This is a genomic window from Pseudomonas sp. BF-R-01 (genome assembly GCF_019946615.1).
Classification (GTDB): Bacteria; Pseudomonadota; Gammaproteobacteria; order Pseudomonadales; family Pseudomonadaceae; genus Aquipseudomonas; species Aquipseudomonas migulae.
On sequence record NZ_JAGYFX010000003.1, the window covers coordinates 86,726 to 109,296 of the forward strand.

Consider the following 22,571-nt stretch of genomic DNA (forward strand, 5'->3'; position numbering starts at 1 on the left):
TCCTAGTGGGTCGGCCCGAGGAACGCCAGCCATCGGCGTTCGGCGAGGCGGAACAGGCCGACCAGCGCAAAGGTGACGGTCAGGTAGATCAGCGCGGCGATACCGAACGACTGGAAGGTCAGGAAGGTCGCCGAGTTGGCGTCCCGCGCGACTTTCAGGATGTCCGGGATGGTCGCGGTGAACGCCACGGTGGTCGAGTGCAGCATCAGGATCACTTCGTTGCTGTAATAAGGCAGCGAGCGACGCAGGGCTGACGGCATGATCACGTAGGCATACAGCTTCCAGCCGGTCAGGCCGTAGGCTTTGGCCGCTTCGACTTCACCGTGGGCCATGCTGCGAATCGCCCCGGCGAAAATCTCCGTGGTGTAGGCGCAGGTGTTCAGGGCGAAGGCGAGGATGGTGCAGTTCATCGCGTCGCGAAAGAACGCATCGAGTATCGGCTGCTCTCGCACGGCGGCCAGGCTGTAGATGCCGGTGTAGCAAATCAGCAGCTGGATATACAGCGGCGTCCCGCGAAACAGGTAGGTGTAGAACTGCACCGGCCAGCGAATGTAGAAGTGCGGCGACACCCGGGCGATGGACAGCGGGATCGACACCAGAAAACCGATGAAGATCGAAGCACTGAGCAGCCACAGGGTCATGGCCAGGCCGGTGATGTTGTAGCCGTCGGTGTAAAGGAAGGGTTTCCAGTATTCCTGCAGGAGTTCGATCATCGTACGGCCTCCCGGGAGCCAGCAGCGTAGCGGCGTTCAAGCCAGCGCAGGATGACGTTGGAGGCGCTGGTGATCAGCAGGTAAATCAGCGCAGCCAGCACCAGGAAGTAGAACAGTTGATAACTGCTTTTGCCGGCGTCCTGGGCAGCCTTGACCAGGTCGGCGAGGCCGATGATCGACACCAGCGCGGTGGCCTTGAGCATCACCATCCAGTTGTTACCGATACCCGGCAGGGCGAAACGCATCATTTGCGGGAACACCACGATCCAGAACCGCTGGCCACGTTTGAGGCCATAGGCAGTGGCCGCTTCGACCTGGCCCCGGGGCACCGCGAGAATCGCGCCACGAAAGGTTTCGGTGAAGTACGCGCCATAAATGAAGCCCAGGGTGATGACCCCGGCGCTGAACGGGTTGATCTCGATGTATTCCCATTCCATGAAATCGGTGAACGACGTCAACCAGGTTTGCAGGCTGTAGAAAATCAGCAGCATCAGCACCAGGTCCGGCACGCCGCGAATCAGCGTGGTGTAGACCTGTGCCGGGACGCGCACGAGTTTGACTTTTGACAGTTTGGCACTGGCGCCGAGCAGGCCGAGCAACACGGCCACCAGCAGCGACAACGCCGATAATTTGATGGTCATCCAGGTGCCTTCCATCAGCAGCGGACCGAAGCCCTTGAGGCTGAAGGCTGAGAGCCCCAGATTTTGTAATAGGTTTTCGAACATAAATCAGCAACCTGATCGGATGAAAAAAGCGCCCATCGCGAGATGGGCGCCGGGCATTATTTGCCGCTGTACAGATTCAGATCGCCAAAGTGTTTCTTCTGAATGGTGGCGTAGGTGCCATCATCGTGTAACGCTTTGATACCTTTATCCAAAAGTGCCTTGAGGTCTTTGTTACCTTTAGAGATACCGATAGCTGTTTTGGCTGGCAGCAATTCGCTGTCAACCGGCTTGCTGACTTCGTAGCCTTCGCCCTTTGGCGACTTCAAAAAGCCCAGTTCGGCTTGCAACATGTCCTGGATCGCGGCATCGAGGCGACCGGACATCAGGTCCGAATACACCTGATCCTGGTTCTGATAGGCCTGGGTTTTCACGCCAGCCTTGTCCAGCACGGCCTTGGCATAGGCTTCCTGGATGGTGCCTTGCTCGTAGCCTACGGTCTTGCCTTTCAGGGACGCGACGTCTTCGGTCAGGCCGGAACCTTTCTTGAACACATAAGCGGTTGGGCCGGAGAACAGCTCGCTGGAGAAGTCGATGACTTTTTCGCGGGCCGGGGTGACGGTCATCGAAGAGATCACACCGTCGAATTTGTTGGCCTTCAGGCCCGGAATCATGCCGTCGAAATCGCTTTCGACCCATTTGCACTTGACCTTCAGCTCGGCACAGATGGCATTGCCCAGATCGATATCAAAGCCCACCAGGCTACCGTCGGCCGCTTTCGACTCGAACGGTGCGTAGGAAGGGTCAACGCCAAAACGCAGTTCTTTGTATTCCTTGGCCAGCGCGGAGCCGGCAGCCATGCACAACGCCAGTGCAGAAAGGGTCAGCAATGCTTTTTTCATTATTCAATCCCTAAGAACCAATATGAGCGCTTGTGGCGCAGAATTATTGTTACTGGAAAGCGTAAGACCTATTGAAAGTAGCAATTTCCGAACCAGAGTCCCGAACAAGCGTTTTAAAAGGTGATTCAAGAAATGGCTGGACGGGATTTATGCACGAAAACGGGCGCCGGGAAATAGCTGCACCGTCATTGAACACGTGATCAAGCTTTTCGTAGGAGCCGGCTTGCTGGCGATCGGATCGACGCGGTGATTCAGAATGACCGAGTTATCGTTCATCGCCAGCAAGCCGGCTCCTACAGGGGATTGGTTAACCCAAAAGATTCTGCAGGGTGGCGAGATTGTCAGCCTCGTCAACGCTCTTGTCTTTGCGCCACCGCAGCATCCGCGGAAACCGCACCGCAATCCCGCTCTTGTGGCGCTTGGACAAGGCGATCCCCTCAAACCCCAATTCAAACACCAGGCTCGGTTTTACGCTGCTCACCGGACCGAATGTCTCCACCGTAGTCTTGCGCACGATGCTGTCGACCTGGCGCATTTCCTCGTCGGTGAGCCCTGAATACGCCTTGGCGAATGGCACCAGCGTGCGCTCGCTGGCACCGGGCGGACTGTCCCACACCGCGAACGTGTAATCGCTGTACAGACTGGCTCGGCGACCGTGGCCGCGTTGCGCGTAAATCAGCACGGCGTCGATGCTGAACGGGTCGACTTTCCACTTCCACCAGACGCCCATGTCCTTGGTCCGGCCGACGCCATACAGCGCATCCCGGGCCTTGAGCATCATGCCTTCGACGCCGAGGCGGCGGGAGGCTTCGCGTTGGCGGGCGAGGTCGGGCCAGTCTTTGCCGGTCAACACCGGGGAGGGCAGTAACACCGGGTTGTTGCACTGGGTGATGACCTGTTCCAGTTGGGTGCGCCGCCTGGCTTGAGGCTGGTTGCGCCAGTCTGCGCCTTGCCATTCCAACAAGTCGAAGGCCAGTACAACCACCGGCACCTCATCGAGGATTTTCTTGCCCAGGGTCTTGCGGCCGATCCGCTGTTGCAGCAGGGCGAACGGTTGCACCGCCGGTGGGTTCGGCGCCAGTGGATCGAAGGCATCTTCGGTGCTCGGTGGTGCGGTTTTCCACGCAACGATCTCACCATCGATCACCGTGCCGTCGGGCAAGCCGCAGACCAGGCTGTCAAATTCGGGAAAACGCTCGGTGACCAATTCTTCGCCGCGCGACCAGATCCACAGTCGTCCATCGCGCTTGACCACTTGGGCGCGGATGCCGTCCCACTTCCATTCCACCTGCCAGTTGCTGGCGGGGCCGAGCAGGGTTTCGAATTGCTCCACCGGTTGCGACAACGCGTGGGCGAGAAAAAACGGATACGGCTGGCCGCCCCGTTGTGAGTGTTCATCGGCCGACTCGGCGGCGATCAGTTTCAGGTAACTCGCTGCGCTGGGACGGCTGGAGAGGTCGGTGTAACCCACCAGTCGCTGGGCCACGCGTTTGCTGTCGAGCCGCGCCATCGCTGCCAGGGCGCGGGTCACCAGCAACTTGGAGACGCCGACGCGGAAACTGCCTGTGATCAGTTTGATGCAGAGCATCAGGCCGGGGCGGTCCAGTTGCGACCAGAGTTCGGGCAATCGCTGGGCGAGCACGTCGGGAGATTCGCCGCGCAAGGGCAGCAGTTTGTCTTCGATCCACACCGCCAAACCGTCGGTGGAACTGTGGGGCGCTTCGGGCAGCACCAGCGAGATGGTTTCCGCCAGGTCGCCCACCGCCTGATAACTCTCTTCGAACAACCACGGTGACAGGCCGGAATACGCCTCGGCGAGTTCACGCAGGATGCGCACCGGCACCAGTTGCCGAGGTCGCCCGCCGGACAAAAAGTACACCGCCCACGCGGCGTCTTCCGGGGCGGCCTGAGCGAAGTAATGTTGCATCGCCGCCAGTTTGGCGTTGCTGGACGTTGTCGCGTCGAGCTCGGCGTACAACCGGGCAAAGGCCTTCACGGCAGCACCTCGGCGCTTTGCGGTTCGGTGTCGGTGATGTCTTCCTCGTCGTCGCCGTACTCGGTGGTGAACTCCTGGGCGTCGAGACCTTGTTCGCGCAAATGGCGCACCAGGACCGCGACCGAACCGTGGGTGACCATCACGCGCTCGGCACCGGTCTGTTCGATTGCCCAGAGCAGGCCTGGCCAGTCGGCGTGGTCCGACAGTACAAAACCCCGGTCCACTCCCCGTCGCCGACGCGTGCCACGCAAGCGCATCCAGCCACTGGCGAAGCCATCGCTGTAATCGCCGAAGCGCCGCATCCAGCTGCTGCCGCCCGCCGAGGGCGGGGCCAGGACCAGCGCCTTGCGCATCATCGGGTCGCTCTTTTTCACCTCGCCAGCGTGGATCGTTGGTGGCAGGTAAACGCCGCTTTCTCGATACACCCGGTTGAGCGGCTCGACAGCGCCGTGCACCAGAATGGGGCCGAGGCGCGCGTCGATACCGTGGAGAATCCGCTGCGCCTTGCCGAAGGCATAGCAGAACAGCACGCTGGTCTTGTCTTCGGCGGCATTGGCTTGCCACCACTGATTGATTTCGGCAAACACCTGCGCCTGAGGCGGCCAGCGATAGATCGGCAGGCCAAAGGTCGATTCGGTGATGAATGTGTGGCAGCGCACCGGTTCGAACGGCGCACAGATGCCGTCGGGTTCGATTTTGTAATCCCCGGAGGCGACCCAGACTTCGCCACCATATTCCAGGCGCACCTGCGCCGAACCGAGCACATGGCCGGCAGGGTGGAAGCTCAGGGTGACGCCGTGATGCAGCAACCGCTCGCCATAGGCCAGGGTTTGCAGATTGATGTCCTGGCCCAGTCGCGCGCGCAGGATGCCTTCGCCGGGCGTGGCCGCCAGATAATGCTGGTTGCCGCCTCGGGCATGATCACCGTGGGCGTGAGTGATGACCGAACGTTCGACTGGCCGCCACGGGTCGATATAGAAATCCCCGGCCGGGCAGTACAAACCTTCGGGACGCGCGATAACAAGATCCATGTTGTTACCAATATGGAGGGACTTGTTAGCTATGAGGTTTGGGCGAGGTCAGAAGTTCTATCGAAACTTCACAGTAAATAACATCCCTGTAGGAGCTGGCTTGCCAGCGATGGACTCACATGCACCGCGTTTAACCAGGCAGTGCGCGTAATCGTTAACGACCATCGCTGGCAAGCCAGCTCCTACAGGGGGATTGCGTTATTTACCAGGTGTCAGCGTCAACCGCTTGGTCCCGTAGACCTTGTCGAAGTTCTGCGGCTGCATCGGCAGACTCACGTATTGCCCCTTCAACCACGGATCAACGCTGTCGAGGTAATTCGGGCTGGCCGGGTTACCCGACTGGCCGGTGCCGTTCTGGCCCATCAACGGTTCGGCCTGGCCGAAATCGACGATGAAGCGCATGGCCGGTGCCAGCGTGGTGTTGAAGTCCTGGCCCCAGGCGAACGCCGCCGTGTTCAACGTGGTTTGATCGCCGCCGGCCGCGAGCGGACCGCGCACGGTCTGGCCACTGGCGTTCTTCCATTCATAGCGGTGCAGTTTGCCCCACTGCCAGGCTTTGTGATCGCCGCCCAATTGACTGTCGCCTGCGGTGATGGCCGCCGCGAGGCTGCGGGCGAGAATCGCCGGTTTGTCTTCTTTCTGCGGCGTGCGTGCGTCATCCCAGAACGGGCTGTCTTCACGCCCCAACAGATGATCGGCCTGCGCCGCGTAGGACAACTTGCCGTTGGCGATAAAGGCTTTCCACGCCGGACTGCTTTCCGGGCCCAGTTCGTCGAGGAAGGTTTGCTTGGCGCTTTCCTGCAGGAACAGCTCGTAAATCGCTGCATCGGCGGAGGTCGCGGCGAGTTTGCCGTCGAACGCCATCAGGCGGGTAAACGCTTCGTTCGCCTTGCCGCGATCGGCTACCGGCAGGGCTTCAATGGCCTGCTTGAGCGGCTTGGCCATGCCCGGCGCTGCAAACATCTTTTTCAGTTTGGCGGCGAACGTGGTGGTCTGATCGTATTGCATGGCGATCACACTGCGCGTGTCGTGTTTGCCCACGCCGGCCAGTTCAGCCATGCGTTCGCCACGCTCCGGTGCCGACCACGAATTGGACAACTGCATGCCGTAACCATGGGGAATGACCCGCTGGTTGGCGGTGCCGAGCCAGCCTTGCGCCGGGTCTTGATCGTACGGGTGCAGCATTGCGTCGGCGTAACCGTCCCAGTCATAACGACCTTCCCAGCCGGGCGATGGCAGCAGGCCTTCGCCTTCGCGGCGGTTCGGGTAACGACCAGTGACTTGCCAGCCAATATTGCTGGCGTCGGCAAAGACCAGGTTCAGCGTGATCGCACGGATTTCACGGCTGGCGTCCGAGGCTTTCTCCACGGTTTGTGCGCGAGACAGGTCGAAAAACGCGTCCAGGGATTTGTCATCGGTGAAGTTCGGTGTCTGCAACGCCAGGCCCAAACCGTTGCCCAGCGCCGTGCCTGTGGCGCTGTTGAGCAGCGGCCCGTGGCGCGTTTCGTACACCGCTTCGCGAATCGGCCGCTGGCCTTTGACGAAATAGGTTTCGTTGCGAACGATAACCGGCTGCCATTTGCCGCCGACTTCGTAGGAAAGACCGTTGCCCTGGCGTTGGATTTTTTCCAGGAACAGGTCCTGGTTGTCGCCCATGACCGAGGTCATGCTCCACGCCACTTTGCCGTTGAAACCGCCCAGCACCATCGGTAAACCGGCGATGGTCACGCCGGACGCCTGGTATTTCGGCGCACGAATCTGCACGTAACTGAACAGCGACGGCACGCCCAGCGGCCCATGGCTGTCGCTGGCCAGCAGGCTTTTGCCGCTGCGACTGCGTTGCGGGGCAATCGCCCAGTTGTTCGATGATGTGGCGCCCAGCAGATTCAGGTCGGACAGTTGGCCGGTGGCTTTGCTGATTTCGGCGAGACCTGGAATCGCCCCGTTGAACTTGAGGCCCTGAAGTTTTTCGGCTTCGGCCACCGGCAGTTTTTCGTCGGGGGCGGACGGTGTCAGCCACGGGAGTTTGTCGGTGGTGACCGATTGGGCCAGCACCAACGAGGAAATTTCTTCAGGCAGGTTCGCCGATTGGCTGAAATTCAGCAGGCAGAAAATCAGCGCCGAATCTTCCGGTTTCCAGTATTCGGGCTTGTAGCCGGTGGCGGTGAGATCGGCCGGCAACTTGTCGCGGTAGCGGAACAGGTAGGCGTTGACCCCGCGCGCATAGACTTCGAAGAAGCGTTTGAGGCGCGGCGAAGAGGCCTTGTACAACTCGCCGGCGCTTTTCTTCAGGTTGACGGCGCGCATGTAGCGGTCGGCGTCCAGCAGGTCCGCACCGGACATCTCCGACAACCGGCCTTCGGCCAGCAGGCGCAGGGTGACCATCTGGGTGATGCGGTCGCTCGCGTGTACATAGCCGAGGGTGAACAGCGCGTCGTGGAAGCTGCTGCTTTCGATCAACGGCACGCCCATGGCGTTGCGGCGCACCGAAACGTTTTGCGCCAGACCTTTGAGCGGCTGCACGCCGGTGGTGGGCGGGAGCGTGTCTTGGGCGTTCCAGGTTTGACAACCGGTCAGGCTCAAAACACCGGCCACTGCTGCGGCAACGCCGAACCGGGGAAGAAAATGTGTGAGGGCTGGCGAGGCCATGGCAAAGCTCCTGCGGGGGGGTAGCGTCAGTAAAGGCGCTACGTTAGAGAGCAGGAGGTGGGCGCGCAAGCAGGGTAGGGGGTTATTTCAGGATTTGTCGGATAAACCGTGATGGTTGGGGTTGATGCTGTTGTTTTTTTGTTTGGAGTACATATCCATTTTTGGGGTAACGGCGGCTATTGGTTTCGCTTTTACAGCGAGTCACTTTGGAAAAGCCCCAAAGTAACCAAAGCGCTTTTGCCCCTTTCGTTCGGTGGCTCGCTAATGCTCGCCATGCCTTCGCTCCGGTCCTGCTCCGTGGGCCCGCCGCCATCGGCCATCCCTGGCCGGGGGCGGCTAACCCGGCATCCATGCCGGGTTGCCCACTACGCAGAACCTCCACTCAGCCTCTCGAGGGGGCGTGTACCTCAAGATCAAAAGCTGAAGGCGAGCTAACGCTCGACCTGATGAGTGGTGAAAATCAAAAGCAAACGCGATTCCCTGTAGGAGCCGGCTTGCTGCGGGCGGCGTTCCGACGATGGCGTCCGTCCAGTCAATAAACAGGTTGACTGACCCACCGCCATCGCCAGCAAACCGGCTCCTACAGGGGAATGCGTAAGTGTCCGAAATTAGTGGGCCACCACAAGATCAAATGCCAAAGCCAAAGCCAAAGCCAAAGCCAAAGCCAAAGCCAAAGCCAAAGCCAAAGCCAAAGCGAGGCGGCTTGCCAACCGACCTGTCTCTTTGATCGTACGCATTCCCCTGTAGGAGCCAGCTTGCTGGCGATGGACGCCAACGATAATGCGGGCAATCTGGATGAACGCGGTGTCCAGACGATTTTCGCCGGCAAGCCGGCTCCTACAGGGGATCTGCGTACGCTTTTGATTTTCACCACTCATCAGGCCGAGCGTTAGCTCGCCTTCCGCTTTTGATCTGAGCGCCCCCTCGAGAGGCCGAGTGGAGGTTCTGCGCAGTGGGCAACCCGGCATGGATGCCGGGTTAGCCGCCCCCGGCCATGGATGGCCGATGGCGGCGGGCCCACGGAGCAGGACCGGAGCGAGGGCATGGCGAGCCTTAGCGAGCCACCGAACGAAAGGGGCAAGAGCGCTTGGTTACTTGGCGCTCTTCCAAGTGACCCGCCGTAAGGGCGGAACCAATATCAGCCATCACAAAAAAAACGGATATGCCCCCAAACAAAGAAACCCCGAAAAGACCAAATCCTCTCGGGGTTTCCTATTCAAAGCCGCACAAACCAGCCAATCAATAACGCTGATACTTGGACCCAAACTCAGGACGGTTTTCAGCGACATACAACGTACTCGCTTGGCTGTCTTTACGATCAACACCAACCGTATTCACATTCAACGTAGCCGGCTGACTGACCTTCGCCGCCGCCACCACTGGCAACGTAGCATGCGGGGCAGCGATGGCCGATGTAGCGCCAAGAACCGAAAGGACGAAACCAAGACCGATAATGCTTTTCATGATGTTGCTCCAGAACTGTGGGAAGAAGATGGGCCCACAGTAGTCCTGGAGCATCACGATGAAAAAACACCCTCACGCATAGTCTTTATCGAGAACGTTGATCCACGCCGTCAGCGTGGTGTGCGGTCTGCCAGCCAGCGCTGCTTGAGCTGTTCCAGGCGCCCGTCCTGGCGCATCGTGTTCAGCGCCTGTTGCCAGCGCGCAATCTGACGCGGGTCGGTCAACGGCGAAAAAGCGATATACGTGGCTTCCTTCATCAGCGGTATCTGGTAGTGCAACTGCTCGGGTGGCACTCCTTCTTCACGGGCCATGGTGGCGACGGAAAGGGTATCGGCCACCACGAACTCCGCGCGACCCAGGCGGGCCAGACGCATCATTTGTTCGGGGGTTTCCACGCCGTACAGATTGTTCACATCCTGTTTCTGCAAGTAGCTGTAGACCAGCCATTTTCGCGGAACGGCAATGCGGCCCTGATGACCGGCCTCCAGCAGACTGCGCACCGGTTGCCGGGTGCTTTCAGTGGAATACAAAGCGGTTTCCACCTCCATCAGCGGACCGACCCACTGATACTGGCCATCACGCTCGGCAGTGCGCAACACGGTGAACACCCCCGTGGCGGGCTCGGTGCTGGCCACGTGCAAGGCGCGCAGTAGCGGGACTTGCTGAAAGTGCACCTGGTCGCCAGCCATGTCGGCCAATGCCTGAACCACATCCACGCCAAACCCCACCAGCTGATTACCCTGCTGGAAATGCAGGGGCGGGTGGTTGTCAGTCAGCATGTTCAGGTCTGCCGCGACCGCAGTGAACGTCAAAAGAGACAGCAGGCAAACGGCGATGCGCTTCATGAATCGTCCTTGATCGAATGTGGCGCAAAGCTTAGTACGAGCGTGCAGTCACTGTCCCGCGCAATTGAGCGGGCTTTTGCGTCAGACCTGAGGATTTATGGGTATCACTCCCACAGGGGATCTTTGTTGCGACATAGATCGCGATCAATACCGCTGATATTTCGAACCGAACTCTGCGCGGTTTTCCGCCACGATCACGCCGCCGCGTACGGCGTTGTCCGGGCTGATCAGGGCGACACGTTCACGCAGCTCTTGCAGGCGATCGGCACCGCCTTCGGCGACACGTTCACGCAGCTCTTGCAGGCGATCGGCACCGCCTTCGGCGACACGTTCACGCAGCTCTTGCAGGCGATCGGCGCCACCCTCAGCGACACGTTCGCGCAACTCTTGCAAACGATCGGCGCCGCCTTCAGCCACGCGGTTCTGTTGCAGCCGGTCCGAGCCACCTTCCACCAGCAGTTGCTGGATCTGGCTGTGGGACACCGCGCTCACGGAGCTGGCCGAGGCCAGATTCGACAGGCCGAGACCACCGACCAGTGCCAGACCGAGTGCCAGGGAAGAAACTTTCGAGAAATTGATCATGGTGATTCTCCGTGCGTTTAGTTTGAGTGGGTCGGTAGCTGCTGCTATCCGGTGATCACAGTTAAACGCCAGGGTGTATCGGTGATGTGTGCTCGAACCCGGTGAAATCGCTGTCTGCGTATCTGTCGCGAGTTCTTATACAGACGGATACAAAACCCTTCGGATGTGAAGGGCGGTCGTGTTCAGCGCCAGGCACGCTTCATGATTCTGCGCCGAGCATTTCCACCGGGTAGGAGAACACATAGCCTTCGCTGCGCACGGTCTTGATGTAGGTCGACTCGCGTGAGTCATCCATCAAGCGTTGGCGCAAACGGCTCACCAGCAAATCGATTGAACGATCGAACAGGTCGGCATCGCGTCCCTGCGTCAGGTTGAGCAACTGGTCGCGGCTGAGTACCCGTTGCGGGTGATCGAGGAATACGCGCAACAAGCGGTACTCGGCACCACTGAGGGCGACCATCGTGTTGTCTTCGTCGAGTAGATGGCGGGCAGTCGTGTCGAGGCGCCAGCGGCCGAAACCCAACAGTCGGCCACTTTCGGTGATCAGCAGGTTGGGCGGCAGCATTCGCGTACGGCGCAATACGGCGTTGATCCGTGCCAGCAACTCGCGGGCGGCGAAGGGTTTGGTCAGGTAGTCGTCGGCGCCCATTTCCAGGCCGAGGATGCGATCGGTTTCGTCGTTGCGTGCGGTGAGCATCAGGATCGGCGTCGCTTTATGTTTACCCGAGCGCAACTCGCGGCACAGCACCAGGCCGTCATCGCCGGGCATCATGATGTCCAGCACGATCAGGTCCACCTGATTGGCTTCCAGAAAACTGCGCATCTGCCGGCCGTCGGCAACCACCGTGGTGCGCAGGCCGTTCTTCTTCAGGTAATTGCCGACCAGCTCGCGAATCTCCCGGTCGTCGTCGACGATCAGAATGTGGTTTACATGTTCCATTGCTCAACCCTCTTGTTGTTCGCACGTTGCGCATTCTAGGCAGCCACGGTGCACCTGCCCACAGGCTTTGTATCACAGTGTATCCGCTGCCCTGTTTGACACCTTACGCCTTAATACCGCGGGTTCTAAGACACATGGCAGATACCTCGGGTCGATTAAATGGGCTCCATCGAGACAACACGGTTTGCCTCGCAACCATTGCCCATTGCAACCCTGAGGAATTCATCATGAACTGGAAAAAACTGATTGCCGCCAGCTTCTTCGCCGTCCTGAACGTTGCCGCATTTTCGGCCCATGCCGATGTTCAAGCACCAGCGCAAACCACGGCGTACGGCACGCACCTGGATATCAAGAAAGTCGTATCCATCGTCGACAACGGCGGCGGCACCTGCGGCATTGTCGATGCCCGCCTGACCTACCTCGACTCCAATGGCGCACAGAAAGTCGCCGGGTACAGCAAATTCGCAGACTGCGCGAATCAGGGCGGCTGATCTTTCCACTACGCTCATCGCTGTCGATGTCGAGCAACGCACCGTCTGCTCAGCGCCCCGCGATGGCTGATTCATGTCGTCCAAACACCCGATCAATGACTTGCAGGGATATCACCATGAAGATCAATGTGTTGAGCAGTACTTCCGCCTCGCGTCGTCGCCGTCTCCTTGGCCCCTCGGTCCTCGCGTTCGCGCTGATGCAACTCGGTGCTCTCGGGGTTGCCAGTGCGCAAGCCGCGACTGCCGAGCCCGTGGTGGCGAGTGCTGCGACCCTCAAGGCGGACACGTTCGGCCCGCTCAAGCATGTCAATGCCGGGTTGCTGAGTGTGGCGTACGCCGAAGTCGGCCCCGCCGATGGGCCGGTGGTGATTCTTCTGCACGGCTGGCCGTACGACATTCACAGCTACAGCGAAGTGGCGCCGTTGTTGGCGGCCAAGGGTTACCGGGTATTGATCCCATACGCACGGGGCTACGGTGACACGCATTTCCTGTCCGACAAGACTGTTCGCAACGGCCAGCCTGCGGCGTTGGCCAGTGATGTCATCGACTTCATGGATGCACTGAAGATCAAGAAAGCGGTGCTGGGTGGCTACGACTGGGGCGCGCGCTCGGCGGACATCGTTGCCGCACTTTGGCCGGAGCGGGTCGAGGCGCTGGTCGCCGTCAGCGGCTATCTGATCGGCAATCAGGCTGCGGGCAAGAACCCGTTGCCGCCCAAGGCCGAGTTGCAATGGTGGTACCAGTTCTATTTTGCAACCGAGCGCGGTCAGGCCGGCTACGAAAAGAATCGTCACGACTTCGCCAAGTTGATCTGGGAGCTGGCATCGCCAAAATGGCGCTTCGACGACGCAACGTTCGACCGCAGCGCGGCGGCGCTGGACAACCCGGATCACGTCGCTATCACGATTTTCAACTATCGCTGGCGGTTGGGCATGGTGCAGGGCGAACCCCAGTATGAAGCGCTGGAACAGCAACTGGCCAAGGCCCCGGTGATTACGGTGCCGACCATCACCATGGAAGGCGATGCCAACGGCGCGCCGCATCCGGCCGCCGAGGATTACGCCAAGCGCTTTACTGGCAAATACGAATACCGCCTCATCAGCGGCGGCATCGGCCACAACTTGCCGCAGGAAGATCCGCAAGCCTTTGCCAAGGCTGTGATCGACGCGGACAACCTGTAAAACGGAACCGGCTTGATGCGCAGCGCAAGGCTTTAGGGCCCCATCGCCAGCAAGCTGGCTCCTACAGGAATCGTGGGTGTCGGTAGTTTTTCACACGACACCCAACTGTAGGAGCCGGCTTGCCGGCGATGGCGGCCGGATGAACGATGCACGGTTCGAGGGCCTCATCGCCAGCAAGCTGGCTCCTACAGGAATTCTGGGTGTCGGTAGTTTTTCACACGACGCGGAACTGTAGGAGCCGGCTTGCCGGCGATGGCGGCCGGATGAACGATGCACGGTTCGAGGGCCTCATCGCCAGCAAGCCGGCTCCTACGGGAATTGTGGGTGTCGGTAGTTTTTCACACGACACCAAACTGTAGGAGCCGGCTGGCCGGCGATGGCGGCCGGATGAACGATGCACGGTTCGAGGGCCTCATCGCCAGCAAGCTGGCTCCTACAGGAATGGTGGGTGTCGGTAGTCTTTCACACGACGCGGAACTGTAGGAGCCGGCTTGCCGGCGATGGCGCCCGGATGAGCGATGCACGGCTCGAGGGCCTGATCGCCAGCAAGCTGGCTCCTACAGGGTTTGGTTATGCCACCACGCGATAACACGGCACGTACGCCGCGCCGCCCGGCAGTTTCATCCGGTGCTGGGCCACGAACGCCTTGAGCAACTGATCCAGCGGCTGCATCACCGCCGCATCGCCACGGATCTGGTACGGCCCGTGTTCTTCGATCAGGCGGATGCCCTTGTCTTTGACGTTGCCGGCGACGATGCCGGAGAACGCGCGACGCAGGTTGGCGGCCAGTTCATGGGCCGGCAGGCTGCGGCTCAGTTTCAGGTTGGCCATGTTTTCGTGGGTCGGGTCGAACGGGCGCTGGAAGCCCTCGTCGATCTTCAGCAGCCAGTTGAAATGGAACGCGTCGTTGCGCTCGCGGCGGAACTGTTTCACCGCTTTGAGGCCAGCAGTCATCTGCCGCGCGACTTCAGCCGGGTCGTCGATGATGATCTCGTAATGCTGCTTCGCCGCGTCACCCAGGGTGGCGCCGACGAACGCGTCCAGTTGTTCCAGATACGGCGCCGCGTGTTTCGGCCCGGTGAGGATGACCGGGAAGGGCAGGCCCTTGTTGTCCGGGTGCATCAGGATGCCGAGCAGGTACAGGAACTCTTCAGCCGTGCCCGCGCCGCCGGGGAAAATGATGATGCCATGGCCGACACGCACGAACGCTTCCAGGCGTTTCTCGATGTCCGGCAGAATCACCAGCTCATTGACGATCGGGTTCGGCGCTTCGGCAGCGATGATGCCGGGTTCGGTCAAACCGAGGTAACGGCCACCGTGAATGCGTTGTTTGGCATGGGCGATGGTCGCGCCTTTCATCGGGCCTTTCATTACGCCGGGGCCGCAACCGGTGCAGATGTCGAGGCTGCGCAGGCCCAGTTCGTGGCCGACTTTCTTGGTGTATTTGTATTCTTCGGTGTTGATCGAGTGGCCACCCCAGCACACTACGATCTTGGGCTCGACGCCGGGACGCAGGGTGCGGGCGTTGCGCAGCAGGTGGAACACGTAGTCGCTGATGCCCTGGGAATTGCTCAGGTCGATGCGCTGGCTGTCGAGTTCGTTTTCGGTGTAGACGATGTCGCGCAGGGCGCTGAACAGCATTTCCCGGGTGCTGGCGATCATTTCGCCATCGACGAATGCGTCGGCCGGGGCGTTCAGCAGTTCCAGGCGTACACCGCGGTCTTGTTGGTGAATGCGGATTTCGAAGTCCTTGTAGGCTTCGAGAATGGTCTTGGCGTTATCGACATGGGCGCCGGTATTCAGAATGGCCAGGGCGCACTGGCGGAAGAGGGTATAGGTGCTGCCGGATCCGGCTTCGCTCAGTTGCTGTACTTCACGTTGAGAGAGGGTTTCCAGGCTGCCTTTCGGGCTGACCGAAGCGTTGATTACTTGTCGTTGGGACATTCAATGATCCTTAAAACGATGTCACCCGCCGAGGACGCATGACATCCGAATAGTATGTATCCACGAAAGAAGATGGCACGAACTGCGCAGTATCGCCATGTTCCCCTTTGACGATGAAAAGATGAAAAGGAGCCCCAGCATAGCTAAATCCCTCGCAGAGGCGATAATGCCCCGCAGTCTTTTTGCTCACGCCGCCTGAGGAACCCCGTCGCGATGTTTGAAATCCAGCCGCAGAACCCAGAAATCTACCGAAGCCAGACGCGCCGCAGCACGATCATCATCGCCCTGGTTTTCCTCGCCCTGGCGATGGTTTTGTCCACCGCGGCGGTGGCGATGTTCGGCGAACCGGGGGGCGACAATCTACGCTTCAACGTGGGCGGCGTGTTTGTCGCGGTGCTGTTGATGGCGACGCTGATGCGCGGCAAATTCTGGACCCAGGAGTGGATGGCGCCGGCGGTCTACGGCTGGCAGCTCAAACGCAGCCTGATGAGCATCACCAACGTCATGCACCAGGTGACGGCGGCGGTGGACGCGGGTGATCCGAGTGCCATGAAGCTGCTGCGTTTTTATCACCTGGGGCTGAGCCAGATGCACCAACTGGACGGTAACTCCAGTGATCACAGCCAATTGATACGTGAAATGGACCTGCACAAGGCACGAATGGAAGCGCTGGGCATCGAGACCGAACAGACACAATTGAACCCGGCGTGGCTTGAGGCCGTGAAACAGACGCCACGCTAACCGGTACAGGACCAAGGCACATTGATAATAAAAAGGCGAACGGGATCAGTCGCCATTCATCAGGATTCAGGGAGCGTCATGGGTAACCCGTCTGTCAAAGACCGAATTGAACAATTGCGCCACAGCGTGCCTTTGGTCACCGAACAGGCCGGTGCCAGGATCAAGGTACGCTCCGCGGTGGTACTGCTTGTTGCAGTGTGCCTGTCCATGATTGTCATCGTGATCTGGGAAGCGTGGAGTTCGCGCCAGTACCATCTGCATGACAAGGAAGTGGCGATGTCCAACCTTGCGCAGACCCTGGCCTCGCAAGCGCAGGCGACGATCAAGCAGGCCGATACGCTGCTGTTTACGTTGGTGGAACGCCTCGAAAGCGACGGCTTCGACCCGGCCGGGCTGCCACATCTGGAGCGCTTGCTCAGCGCCCAGCGCAGTGAGTTGAGTCAGTTGCATGGCCTGTTCGTCTATGACGAAACGGGGCGCTGGATTGCCAATTCCAACGGCGCCGCCCTGACCGATGCCAACAATGCCGACCGTGAATATTTCATCTTCCATCGCAATCATCCCGACCGTGGGCCTCATATCGGCCCGTCGATCAAAAGCCGCTCCAGCGGCGAATGGATCATGACGGTGTCGCGCCGGATCAATCATGCCGATGGGAGTTTTGCCGGTGTGGCGCTGGCGACGATTTATCTCAATCATTTCCTGTTCCTGTACGACAGCATCGACATGGGCCGCAACGGCGTAATCAACCTGATCGCCGACGATGCCACCATCATCGTTCGCCGGCCGTTCAACGAAGCGGATATCGGCACCAGCCTCGCCAACAGCCCGCTGTTCAAGCAGTTGTTGCCCTCGGGGAGTTCAGGGACGGCAACATTCAAATCCATGGTGGATGGCGTTGTGCGGGTGGTGGGGTTTCGCCGGGTCGAGGGGTATCCGCTGGTTGTTTTCGCCGCGCTCGACAAGGAGGAAGTCCTGGCTGGCTGGCGTGAGGAATCCATGCTCAGTGCTGGCATCGTTACGCTTTTGCTGGGTTTTGTCGGTGTACTGGGTTTTCGCCTGATCAATCTGATGAAGCAGCAGAACCGCATTCAGAACCAACTGCTGGACGCTCAGGACAAACTGCTCGAGGTCAATCGCGGCCTGGAATTGCTGGCCCTGGAAGACGCGCTGACGGGGCTGTCCAACCGGCGTCAGTTCGATCTGTTCATCCACTCGGAAATGGGTCGCGCCCGGCGCAGCCTGAGCGGCCTCGCGCTGCTGATGATCGATGTCGATCACTTCAAACTGTTCAACGACCACTACGGTCATGTGGCCGGCGACGAATGTTTGCGCAACATCAGCGCGATCATCACCGACAACATCAAGCGGCCCGGGGATCTGGCGGCGCGCTACGGCGGTGAAGAGTTTGCGGCGGTGCTGCCAGGGACTGACTATGTGGGGGCGTTTCTGGTGGCGGAAAAAATCCGTCGTGCGGTGTTGCAGGCCGGTATTCCCCACCGTGAAGGCGCAGAGGGCATGGTGACGGTCAGTATCGGCGTCGCCGCTTACGATCCTGCCTCACAGGCCCAGCCGAACGACCTGGTGGGCGCTGCGGACAAGGCGCTTTACGTGGCCAAGGCCAGCGGCAGGAACATGAGCGTCATTGCCAACTGACTTCAAACAAACCCACCGCTGCCCTGAACCAGTTGGGTCGCCAGGTACGATTGCTTGAGTTTTTCCAGCCACCAACCCAGGGCGCGACCGTCATGGTCGCCACGCCAGCCGGCATACAGAATGTTCGGCTCGCGCGGGTCGGCCATCTGTTTTTCGACCAGCGTTCCGTTTTTCAGTAACGAGCCGACCCGATGTTTGGGCAGCCACCCCACGCCCAGGCCGTCGCACTGGGCGAGGATTTTGGCGCGCATGGTCGGCACGGCGAGCACGGGTTGTCCGCCGGAGACGCCATAAGTGCTGCCTTCGGTGACTCTGGAGGAGTCGGCCACGACAATCGCCCGGTGTTGCGTCACCGTTGCCCGAGAGATCGGTTCCTTGGCCTTGGCCAGCGGGTGCTTCGGTGAGACCGCAAACACCCATTCCATTTCCCCCAACTGCATCCAGCGCAAGGAAGGGATGGCCGGCGGTTCGTTGGTGGCGCCGATGATCAGGTCCGCCCGGCCTTCGCGCAGGGCTTCCCAGACACCTTTGAGCACTTCCTGGGTGATGCGCAACGGTACGCCGGATTCCAGCGCATCAAACTCGTGAATCACCGGGATCAGGGTTTCGAACTCCAGCAGTTCGTCGGTGACGATCCACAGCCGACTCTCCCAACCATTGGCCACTTGCTGCACCCGTTGGGTCAGGCGCGAGACGTCCTGCATCAGCCGCGCCGCCTCGTTCACCAGCAATTCCCCGGCCAGGGTGAGCTGCAAGCGGTAACGGCGGCGATCGAAGAGCAAGGCGTCGAAACGCTCTTCCAGTTGCCGCGCCGCATACGACACGGTCGATGGCGCCTTGCCCAGGTGCACCGCCGCGCGCGACAGGCTACCGGTTTCCCGAATGGCCTCCAGCAACGCCAGGTCTTCAATCGACAACATGTTCTGAATCCTCGAACGAACGGCCTGGAAATGAATGTCTGGAGCAACGAAAACAAAATCGCGGCCACCTGAAATGTATAGGCCAACCACAACCCCTGTAGGAGCTGGCTTGCCAGCGATGAGGCCCTCGAACACTACGTTGAATTTGAGGCCGCCATCGCCGGCAAGCCGGCTCCTACAAAATCGCGGGCTGTCTGAAATTTATCGGCCAATCCCAACCCCTGTAGGAGCTGGCTTGCCAGCGATGGGACCCTTGAACGCTGCGTTGAATTTGAGGCCGCCATCGCCGGCAAGCCGGCTCCTACAAAATTGCGGGCTGTTTGAAATTTATCGGCCAACCCCACCCCCTGTAGGAGCTGGCTTGCCAGCGATGAGGCCCTTGAGCACTGCGTTGAATTTGAGGCCGCCATCGCCGGCAAGCCGGCTCCTACAAAATCGCGGGCTGTCTGAAATTTATCGGCCAATCCCAACCCCTGTAGGAGCTGGCTTGCCAGCGATGAGGCCCTCGAACACTACGTTGAATTTGAGGCCGCCATCGCCGGCAAGCCGGCTCCTACAGGGATCGTGTGGTATTTGAAAGGGTGGACGTCCGGCGTGACTTGCGCTGCCTGAACACCCGAACGTAGACCAACACGTTGATCACCAGCACCACGCCGCCGAGTCCCAGCTGGATACTCGGGGTCAACCCGGCCGGGTAAATCACCGGCCACACATAATGCTCGATGAAACCACCGCCATAGCCGGTCTGCCCGGCCGCGCTGCGCATGAGGTTTTCCCACTGTGTCAGCGGGCAGGTCAGGTGGAACACCTCGACCGCAATCCCCCACGTTGCGGCCGGCAGGTGCCACCAGGCCAGGTGGCGCCATTTGAGCACCAGCAGCCCGCCGAACAGCACGAACAGAATGAACAGCAGGTGAAACAGCACCAGCCCATCGGCGGCGATCCGGTAAAGCATGGCGACTCCCTGACGCGTGATGCGAATCACTCCATGGTACTCGGGCGGGGCGTCGGCGCTCTATCTATTGTTTGCTGCCCAACCCGGCGAGCACGGTCTTCAGACGCAGCACCATGGCCTCACTGCTGCGTTGCATCGGCGCGCGCAGTTCGTCGTCGATCAAGCCTTCAAGGGCCAGTGCGGTTTTCACCGGGGCAGGATTGGGTTCAATGAACAGGCTTTGAATCAGCGGCAGCAACCGGAAAAACGTCGCCCGTCCTTCCGCCAGCCGCTGGTCGCGGATCTGTTGATACAGCGTCACGAACAACTCCGGATGCACATGCGCCGAGGCGGCAATCGCCCCTTTGGCGCCGAGGCACAGGGCGCTGAATATCTGGTTGTCTTCGCCGCACAACACGTCGACCTGGCCGCTGGTCAGCAGTGCCAGGGTGTTGGCCTGATTGCCGCCGCAATCCTTGATCGCGACGATTCGCTCGTGGGCCACAATGTTGAGCAACGTCGCCTGTTCGAAGGCGATGCCGGTGCGATACGGGATGTCGTACAGAATGATCGGCACAGTGGACGCATCGGCAACCGTTTTGAAAAACGCTTCAAGGCCTGCCTGGGACGGGCGAATGTAGTACGGCGGCGGCACCAGCAACCCGGTCAGTGGCCGCTTGAGGATTTCGCTCTGCAATTGCAGCAGTTCGGTCAGGTTGTTGCCGGCCAGCCCCATGACCACCTGATCCGCAGGCACTAACTCAAGCACGGCATCCAGCACCGCCAGTTGTTCATGTTTGCTCAGTGCCGCCGCTTCAGCGGTAGTGCCGCAGACCACCAGGCCATCGACGCCTTTGTCCAGCAAATGGCTGACGAGCCGGCGCAACCCGACGAAATCGATCGCACCGTGTTGAAACGGCGTTACGAGCGGAACCCAGATACCTTGAAACGATGACATGCACTTACTCCTGAAAGTTGACCGATTTCGTCACCGTCAGAAGCGTAGAAGGAAGTAAGCAGGGGGAGGGTGCCCGTCGCGCTCAATGTCCTGTCAGCTCATCTGACGGGACAGCGCGCCCCGGTCACATGAGCGACTGTTTCTTCGATTTGAGGGCGTGCGCAACGCAACCTTGCGCCTTGGCAATCAAGCCAATGGCGTCAATGTTGAGGTTGAAGGTTGCGGACATGTTTGCTTACACCCTGAATGAGGCGCTCAGTTTTAAGAGTCGGCGGGATTTTTGTCAATCACCAAAATCGGCACAAGTGCGCAAGATTGTTCAAGCCATCGGGCGCGACTGCTGGCACAGTCAGGCGTCTTTTCCTGTTTGTAGAGCGTTATGACTCACTCACTCATGCCGCGCAGCGCCTTTCTTCGCGGCGCCGCGGCGATCATGCCATTGTCCCTGGCGACCGCGCCGTGGGGATTGCTGGCCGGCTCCATGGCCATCGAAGCCAACCTCACGCCGCTGCAAGGCCAGGGGTTGTCGAGCATCGTGTTTGCCGGGGCGGCGCAATTGGTGGCCATCGGCATGCTCAAGGGCGGTGCGGGTATTTTTTCGATTCTGCTGACCACATTATTGCTGACGTCCCAGCATTTGCTCTACGGCATGAGCATGCGCTCGGTAATTTCCCCGCTGCCGGGTCGCTGGCGTGCCGGGCTGGGTTTTTTGCTCACCGACGAGCTGTTCGCCTTGACCAGCCAGCATGACAAACAGCAATTCAACCGCTGGTATGCCCTGGGCGTCGGCCTGACGTTTTACATCGCCTGGAACCTCTTCACGCTGGCCGGCATCGTGCTGGGCAGCAGCATTCCCGGTCTGGAACATCTGGGCCTGGATTTCTCCATCGCCGCGACCTTCATTGCCCTGATCACCCCGGTGGTGCGCAATGTACCGACCGTGGTCTGCGTGGCGGTTTCGCTGTTTTGCTCGGTGTTGTTCAGTTATTGGCAATGGGGCTCGGCGCTGGTGTTGTCGGGGTTGGCGGGCATGACGGCGGGCTTCATCTGCAACAAATTCTACGGTGGACGCACATGATGGTCTGGGCGGTGATTGTCGGTATGGGGATTCTGGTGTTCCTCAACCGTTATGTATTTCTCGAGCCACGGCTGCCGCTACGCCTGAGCAGCAATGCCCGGCAATTCCTCGGCTTTGCGGTGCCGGGCATGTTGACCGCCATCTGCGGCCCGATTGTGTTCATGCCGGATAAACAGCTGAACCTGCAATGGGACAACCCGTACCTGATCAGTTCGCTGGTGGCGGTGGGGCTGGTGCTGTACACCCGCAACACCTTGCTCAGCATGTTGTTGAGCATGGGGTTCTTCTTTTTGCTGCGCTGGTGGCTCTGAGCCGGGAGCGCGAAACTGTTCTACGCTTAAAGTTGATGACTGATCCCTTAGGGAGAGAGGTGAGCATGGCAACTGAACAAAAGCGTCCTGATCCGGAAGATGAAGACATGGATGAACCGACGGAAGAAGAGATCGAGCGGCAGAAACGTTCGACGCCTGACTGGAAGCATCCCGACGACGGGAAGGAACTGTCAGAACTTGATAAAAAGTTTTAGCAGGTGTTCTGACCGATCTGCGCATACAACAAAGCCCCGCCAGTGCGCGGGGCTTTTTTTGCTGGTCAATCAGATCGACACGTTCCAGCGAATCTGGGTAATGCCCAATTGCTGTGCTTTGATCCGTGCCGCTTCGAGGGTGGCGTGTTCGGCGATCTTGCGGCCGGATTCAGGGTAAGCATGCGCAGACGCCGAATGAATCGCTTCGACATCGGAAAAATGCACGGCCATCTTGAAAAAGTGCTGTCGCACGCCGTCGAATAAGTAATGCACGGCATAGGGAATGAGTTCACTCATCTATCTCTCGTGGAGCCAGCCAGGTCAGTGGCTTAGTCGTCGAATAAAAATTCAGAGAGAT

The 22,571-nt window shown here is 59.8% G+C and carries 23 protein-coding genes; 7 read left to right on the top strand and 16 right to left on the bottom strand.

The window, feature by feature from the left end:
* Window positions 1-2: 2 nt before the first annotated feature.
* The 11 genes from KGB27_RS02775 to KGB27_RS02825 form a co-directional block, all read right to left on the bottom strand.
* Window positions 3-713, bottom strand: coding sequence for an ABC transporter permease (locus tag KGB27_RS02775; RefSeq protein WP_008030066.1), 711 nt, complete (start codon window positions 711-713; stop codon window positions 3-5).
* On the bottom strand, window positions 710-1,438 hold the full coding sequence (locus KGB27_RS02780) for an ABC transporter permease (protein ID WP_008030068.1): 729 nt from the start codon (window positions 1,436-1,438) through the stop codon (window positions 710-712). Before KGB27_RS02780 ends, KGB27_RS02775 begins: the two co-directional genes overlap by 4 nt.
* A gap of 56 nt (window positions 1,439-1,494) precedes the next feature.
* Complete coding sequence (locus KGB27_RS02785) at window positions 1,495-2,277, bottom strand: transporter substrate-binding domain-containing protein (RefSeq protein WP_008030070.1); 783 nt, start codon at window positions 2,275-2,277, stop codon at window positions 1,495-1,497.
* Between the two features lie 307 nt (window positions 2,278-2,584).
* The gene (locus KGB27_RS02790) at window positions 2,585-4,273 is read right to left on the bottom strand and encodes an ATP-dependent DNA ligase (RefSeq protein ID WP_223553069.1); all 1,689 of its coding nucleotides are present in this window, start codon (window positions 4,271-4,273) and stop codon (window positions 2,585-2,587) included.
* Complete coding sequence (locus tag KGB27_RS02795; RefSeq protein WP_223553070.1) at window positions 4,270-5,304, bottom strand: ligase-associated DNA damage response exonuclease; 1,035 nt, start codon at window positions 5,302-5,304, stop codon at window positions 4,270-4,272. The genes KGB27_RS02790 and KGB27_RS02795 overlap by 4 nt, the downstream gene beginning before the upstream one ends.
* Window positions 5,305-5,502: 198 nt before the next feature.
* Complete coding sequence (locus KGB27_RS02800; RefSeq protein ID WP_223553071.1) at window positions 5,503-7,953, bottom strand: penicillin acylase family protein; 2,451 nt, start codon at window positions 7,951-7,953, stop codon at window positions 5,503-5,505.
* A 608-nt stretch (window positions 7,954-8,561) separates the two neighbouring features.
* Window positions 8,562-8,831 (bottom strand): hypothetical protein, encoded by a 270-nt coding sequence (locus KGB27_RS02805; protein WP_223553072.1) that lies wholly within the window; start codon window positions 8,829-8,831, stop codon window positions 8,562-8,564.
* Window positions 8,832-9,192: 361 nt separating this feature from the next.
* A complete protein-coding gene (locus tag KGB27_RS02810) occupies window positions 9,193-9,417 on the bottom strand; it encodes a hypothetical protein (RefSeq protein ID WP_032832783.1) in 225 nt (74 codons plus the stop codon).
* A gap of 110 nt (window positions 9,418-9,527) precedes the next feature.
* The gene (locus KGB27_RS02815; RefSeq protein WP_008043213.1) at window positions 9,528-10,262 is read right to left on the bottom strand and encodes a substrate-binding periplasmic protein; all 735 of its coding nucleotides are present in this window, start codon (window positions 10,260-10,262) and stop codon (window positions 9,528-9,530) included.
* 144 nt (window positions 10,263-10,406) lie between these two features.
* Window positions 10,407-10,844, bottom strand: a complete 438-nt coding sequence (locus KGB27_RS02820; RefSeq protein WP_223553073.1) for a hypothetical protein — start codon at window positions 10,842-10,844, stop codon at window positions 10,407-10,409.
* A 199-nt stretch (window positions 10,845-11,043) separates the two neighbouring features.
* Window positions 11,044-11,784, bottom strand: coding sequence for a response regulator (locus KGB27_RS02825; protein WP_008033593.1), 741 nt, complete (start codon window positions 11,782-11,784; stop codon window positions 11,044-11,046).
* Window positions 11,785-12,011: 227 nt separating this feature from the next.
* On the opposite strand from KGB27_RS02825, the gene KGB27_RS02830 reads away from it, so the two are divergent.
* Window positions 12,012-12,275 (top strand): DUF2790 domain-containing protein, encoded by a 264-nt coding sequence (locus KGB27_RS02830; RefSeq protein ID WP_008043219.1) that lies wholly within the window; start codon window positions 12,012-12,014, stop codon window positions 12,273-12,275.
* Between the two features lie 116 nt (window positions 12,276-12,391).
* The gene (locus KGB27_RS02835) at window positions 12,392-13,456 is read left to right on the top strand and encodes an alpha/beta fold hydrolase (protein ID WP_223553074.1); all 1,065 of its coding nucleotides are present in this window, start codon (window positions 12,392-12,394) and stop codon (window positions 13,454-13,456) included.
* A 570-nt stretch (window positions 13,457-14,026) separates the two neighbouring features.
* On the opposite strand, the gene ppnN is transcribed toward KGB27_RS02835, so the two are convergent.
* Window positions 14,027-15,400 (bottom strand): nucleotide 5'-monophosphate nucleosidase PpnN, encoded by a 1,374-nt coding sequence (gene ppnN, locus KGB27_RS02840; RefSeq protein ID WP_008034560.1) that lies wholly within the window; start codon window positions 15,398-15,400, stop codon window positions 14,027-14,029.
* Between the two features lie 213 nt (window positions 15,401-15,613).
* Here ppnN and KGB27_RS02845 point away from each other — a divergent pair, with 213 nt between their 5' ends.
* Together KGB27_RS02845 and KGB27_RS02850 are read left to right on the top strand one after the other, a co-directional pair.
* A complete protein-coding gene (locus KGB27_RS02845; protein WP_223553076.1) occupies window positions 15,614-16,141 on the top strand; it encodes a DUF3087 domain-containing protein in 528 nt (175 codons plus the stop codon).
* Window positions 16,142-16,219: 78 nt separating this feature from the next.
* Entirely contained in the window at window positions 16,220-17,797 is a 1,578-nt protein-coding gene (locus tag KGB27_RS02850) for a sensor domain-containing diguanylate cyclase (protein ID WP_223553079.1), read from the top strand.
* Window positions 17,798-17,799: 2 nt separating this feature from the next.
* Here the strand turns inward: KGB27_RS02850 and KGB27_RS02855 are convergent, their stop codons facing one another.
* The 3 genes from KGB27_RS02855 to dapA all read right to left on the bottom strand — a co-directional run bounded on the left by KGB27_RS02855 (window position 17,800) and on the right by dapA (window position 20,609).
* Window positions 17,800-18,717 carry a LysR family transcriptional regulator gene (locus KGB27_RS02855; protein WP_223553081.1) on the bottom strand — a complete coding sequence of 306 codons (918 nt, stop codon included), beginning with the start codon at window positions 18,715-18,717 and terminating at the stop codon, window positions 17,800-17,802.
* A 553-nt stretch (window positions 18,718-19,270) separates the two neighbouring features.
* Complete coding sequence (locus tag KGB27_RS02860; RefSeq protein ID WP_008030239.1) at window positions 19,271-19,672, bottom strand: DUF2784 domain-containing protein; 402 nt, start codon at window positions 19,670-19,672, stop codon at window positions 19,271-19,273.
* A gap of 64 nt (window positions 19,673-19,736) precedes the next feature.
* Window positions 19,737-20,609, bottom strand: coding sequence for a 4-hydroxy-tetrahydrodipicolinate synthase (gene dapA, locus KGB27_RS02865; protein ID WP_223553084.1), 873 nt, complete (start codon window positions 20,607-20,609; stop codon window positions 19,737-19,739).
* A gap of 379 nt (window positions 20,610-20,988) precedes the next feature.
* On the opposite strand from dapA, the gene KGB27_RS02870 reads away from it, so the two are divergent.
* The 3 genes from KGB27_RS02870 (at window position 20,989) to KGB27_RS02880 (ending at window position 22,213) form a co-directional block, all read left to right on the top strand.
* On the top strand, window positions 20,989-21,687 hold the full coding sequence (locus KGB27_RS02870; RefSeq protein WP_032828797.1) for an AzlC family ABC transporter permease: 699 nt from the start codon (window positions 20,989-20,991) through the stop codon (window positions 21,685-21,687).
* Window positions 21,687-21,998 (top strand): AzlD domain-containing protein, encoded by a 312-nt coding sequence (locus KGB27_RS02875; RefSeq protein WP_167362959.1) that lies wholly within the window; start codon window positions 21,687-21,689, stop codon window positions 21,996-21,998. Before KGB27_RS02870 ends, KGB27_RS02875 begins: the two co-directional genes overlap by 1 nt.
* A gap of 65 nt (window positions 21,999-22,063) precedes the next feature.
* Window positions 22,064-22,213, top strand: coding sequence for a hypothetical protein (locus tag KGB27_RS02880; RefSeq protein WP_223436500.1), 150 nt, complete (start codon window positions 22,064-22,066; stop codon window positions 22,211-22,213).
* A 69-nt stretch (window positions 22,214-22,282) separates the two neighbouring features.
* On the opposite strand, the gene KGB27_RS02885 is transcribed toward KGB27_RS02880, so the two are convergent.
* Window positions 22,283-22,510, bottom strand: coding sequence for a DUF6555 family protein (locus KGB27_RS02885; RefSeq protein ID WP_008043230.1), 228 nt, complete (start codon window positions 22,508-22,510; stop codon window positions 22,283-22,285).
* Window positions 22,511-22,571 lie beyond the last annotated feature (61 nt).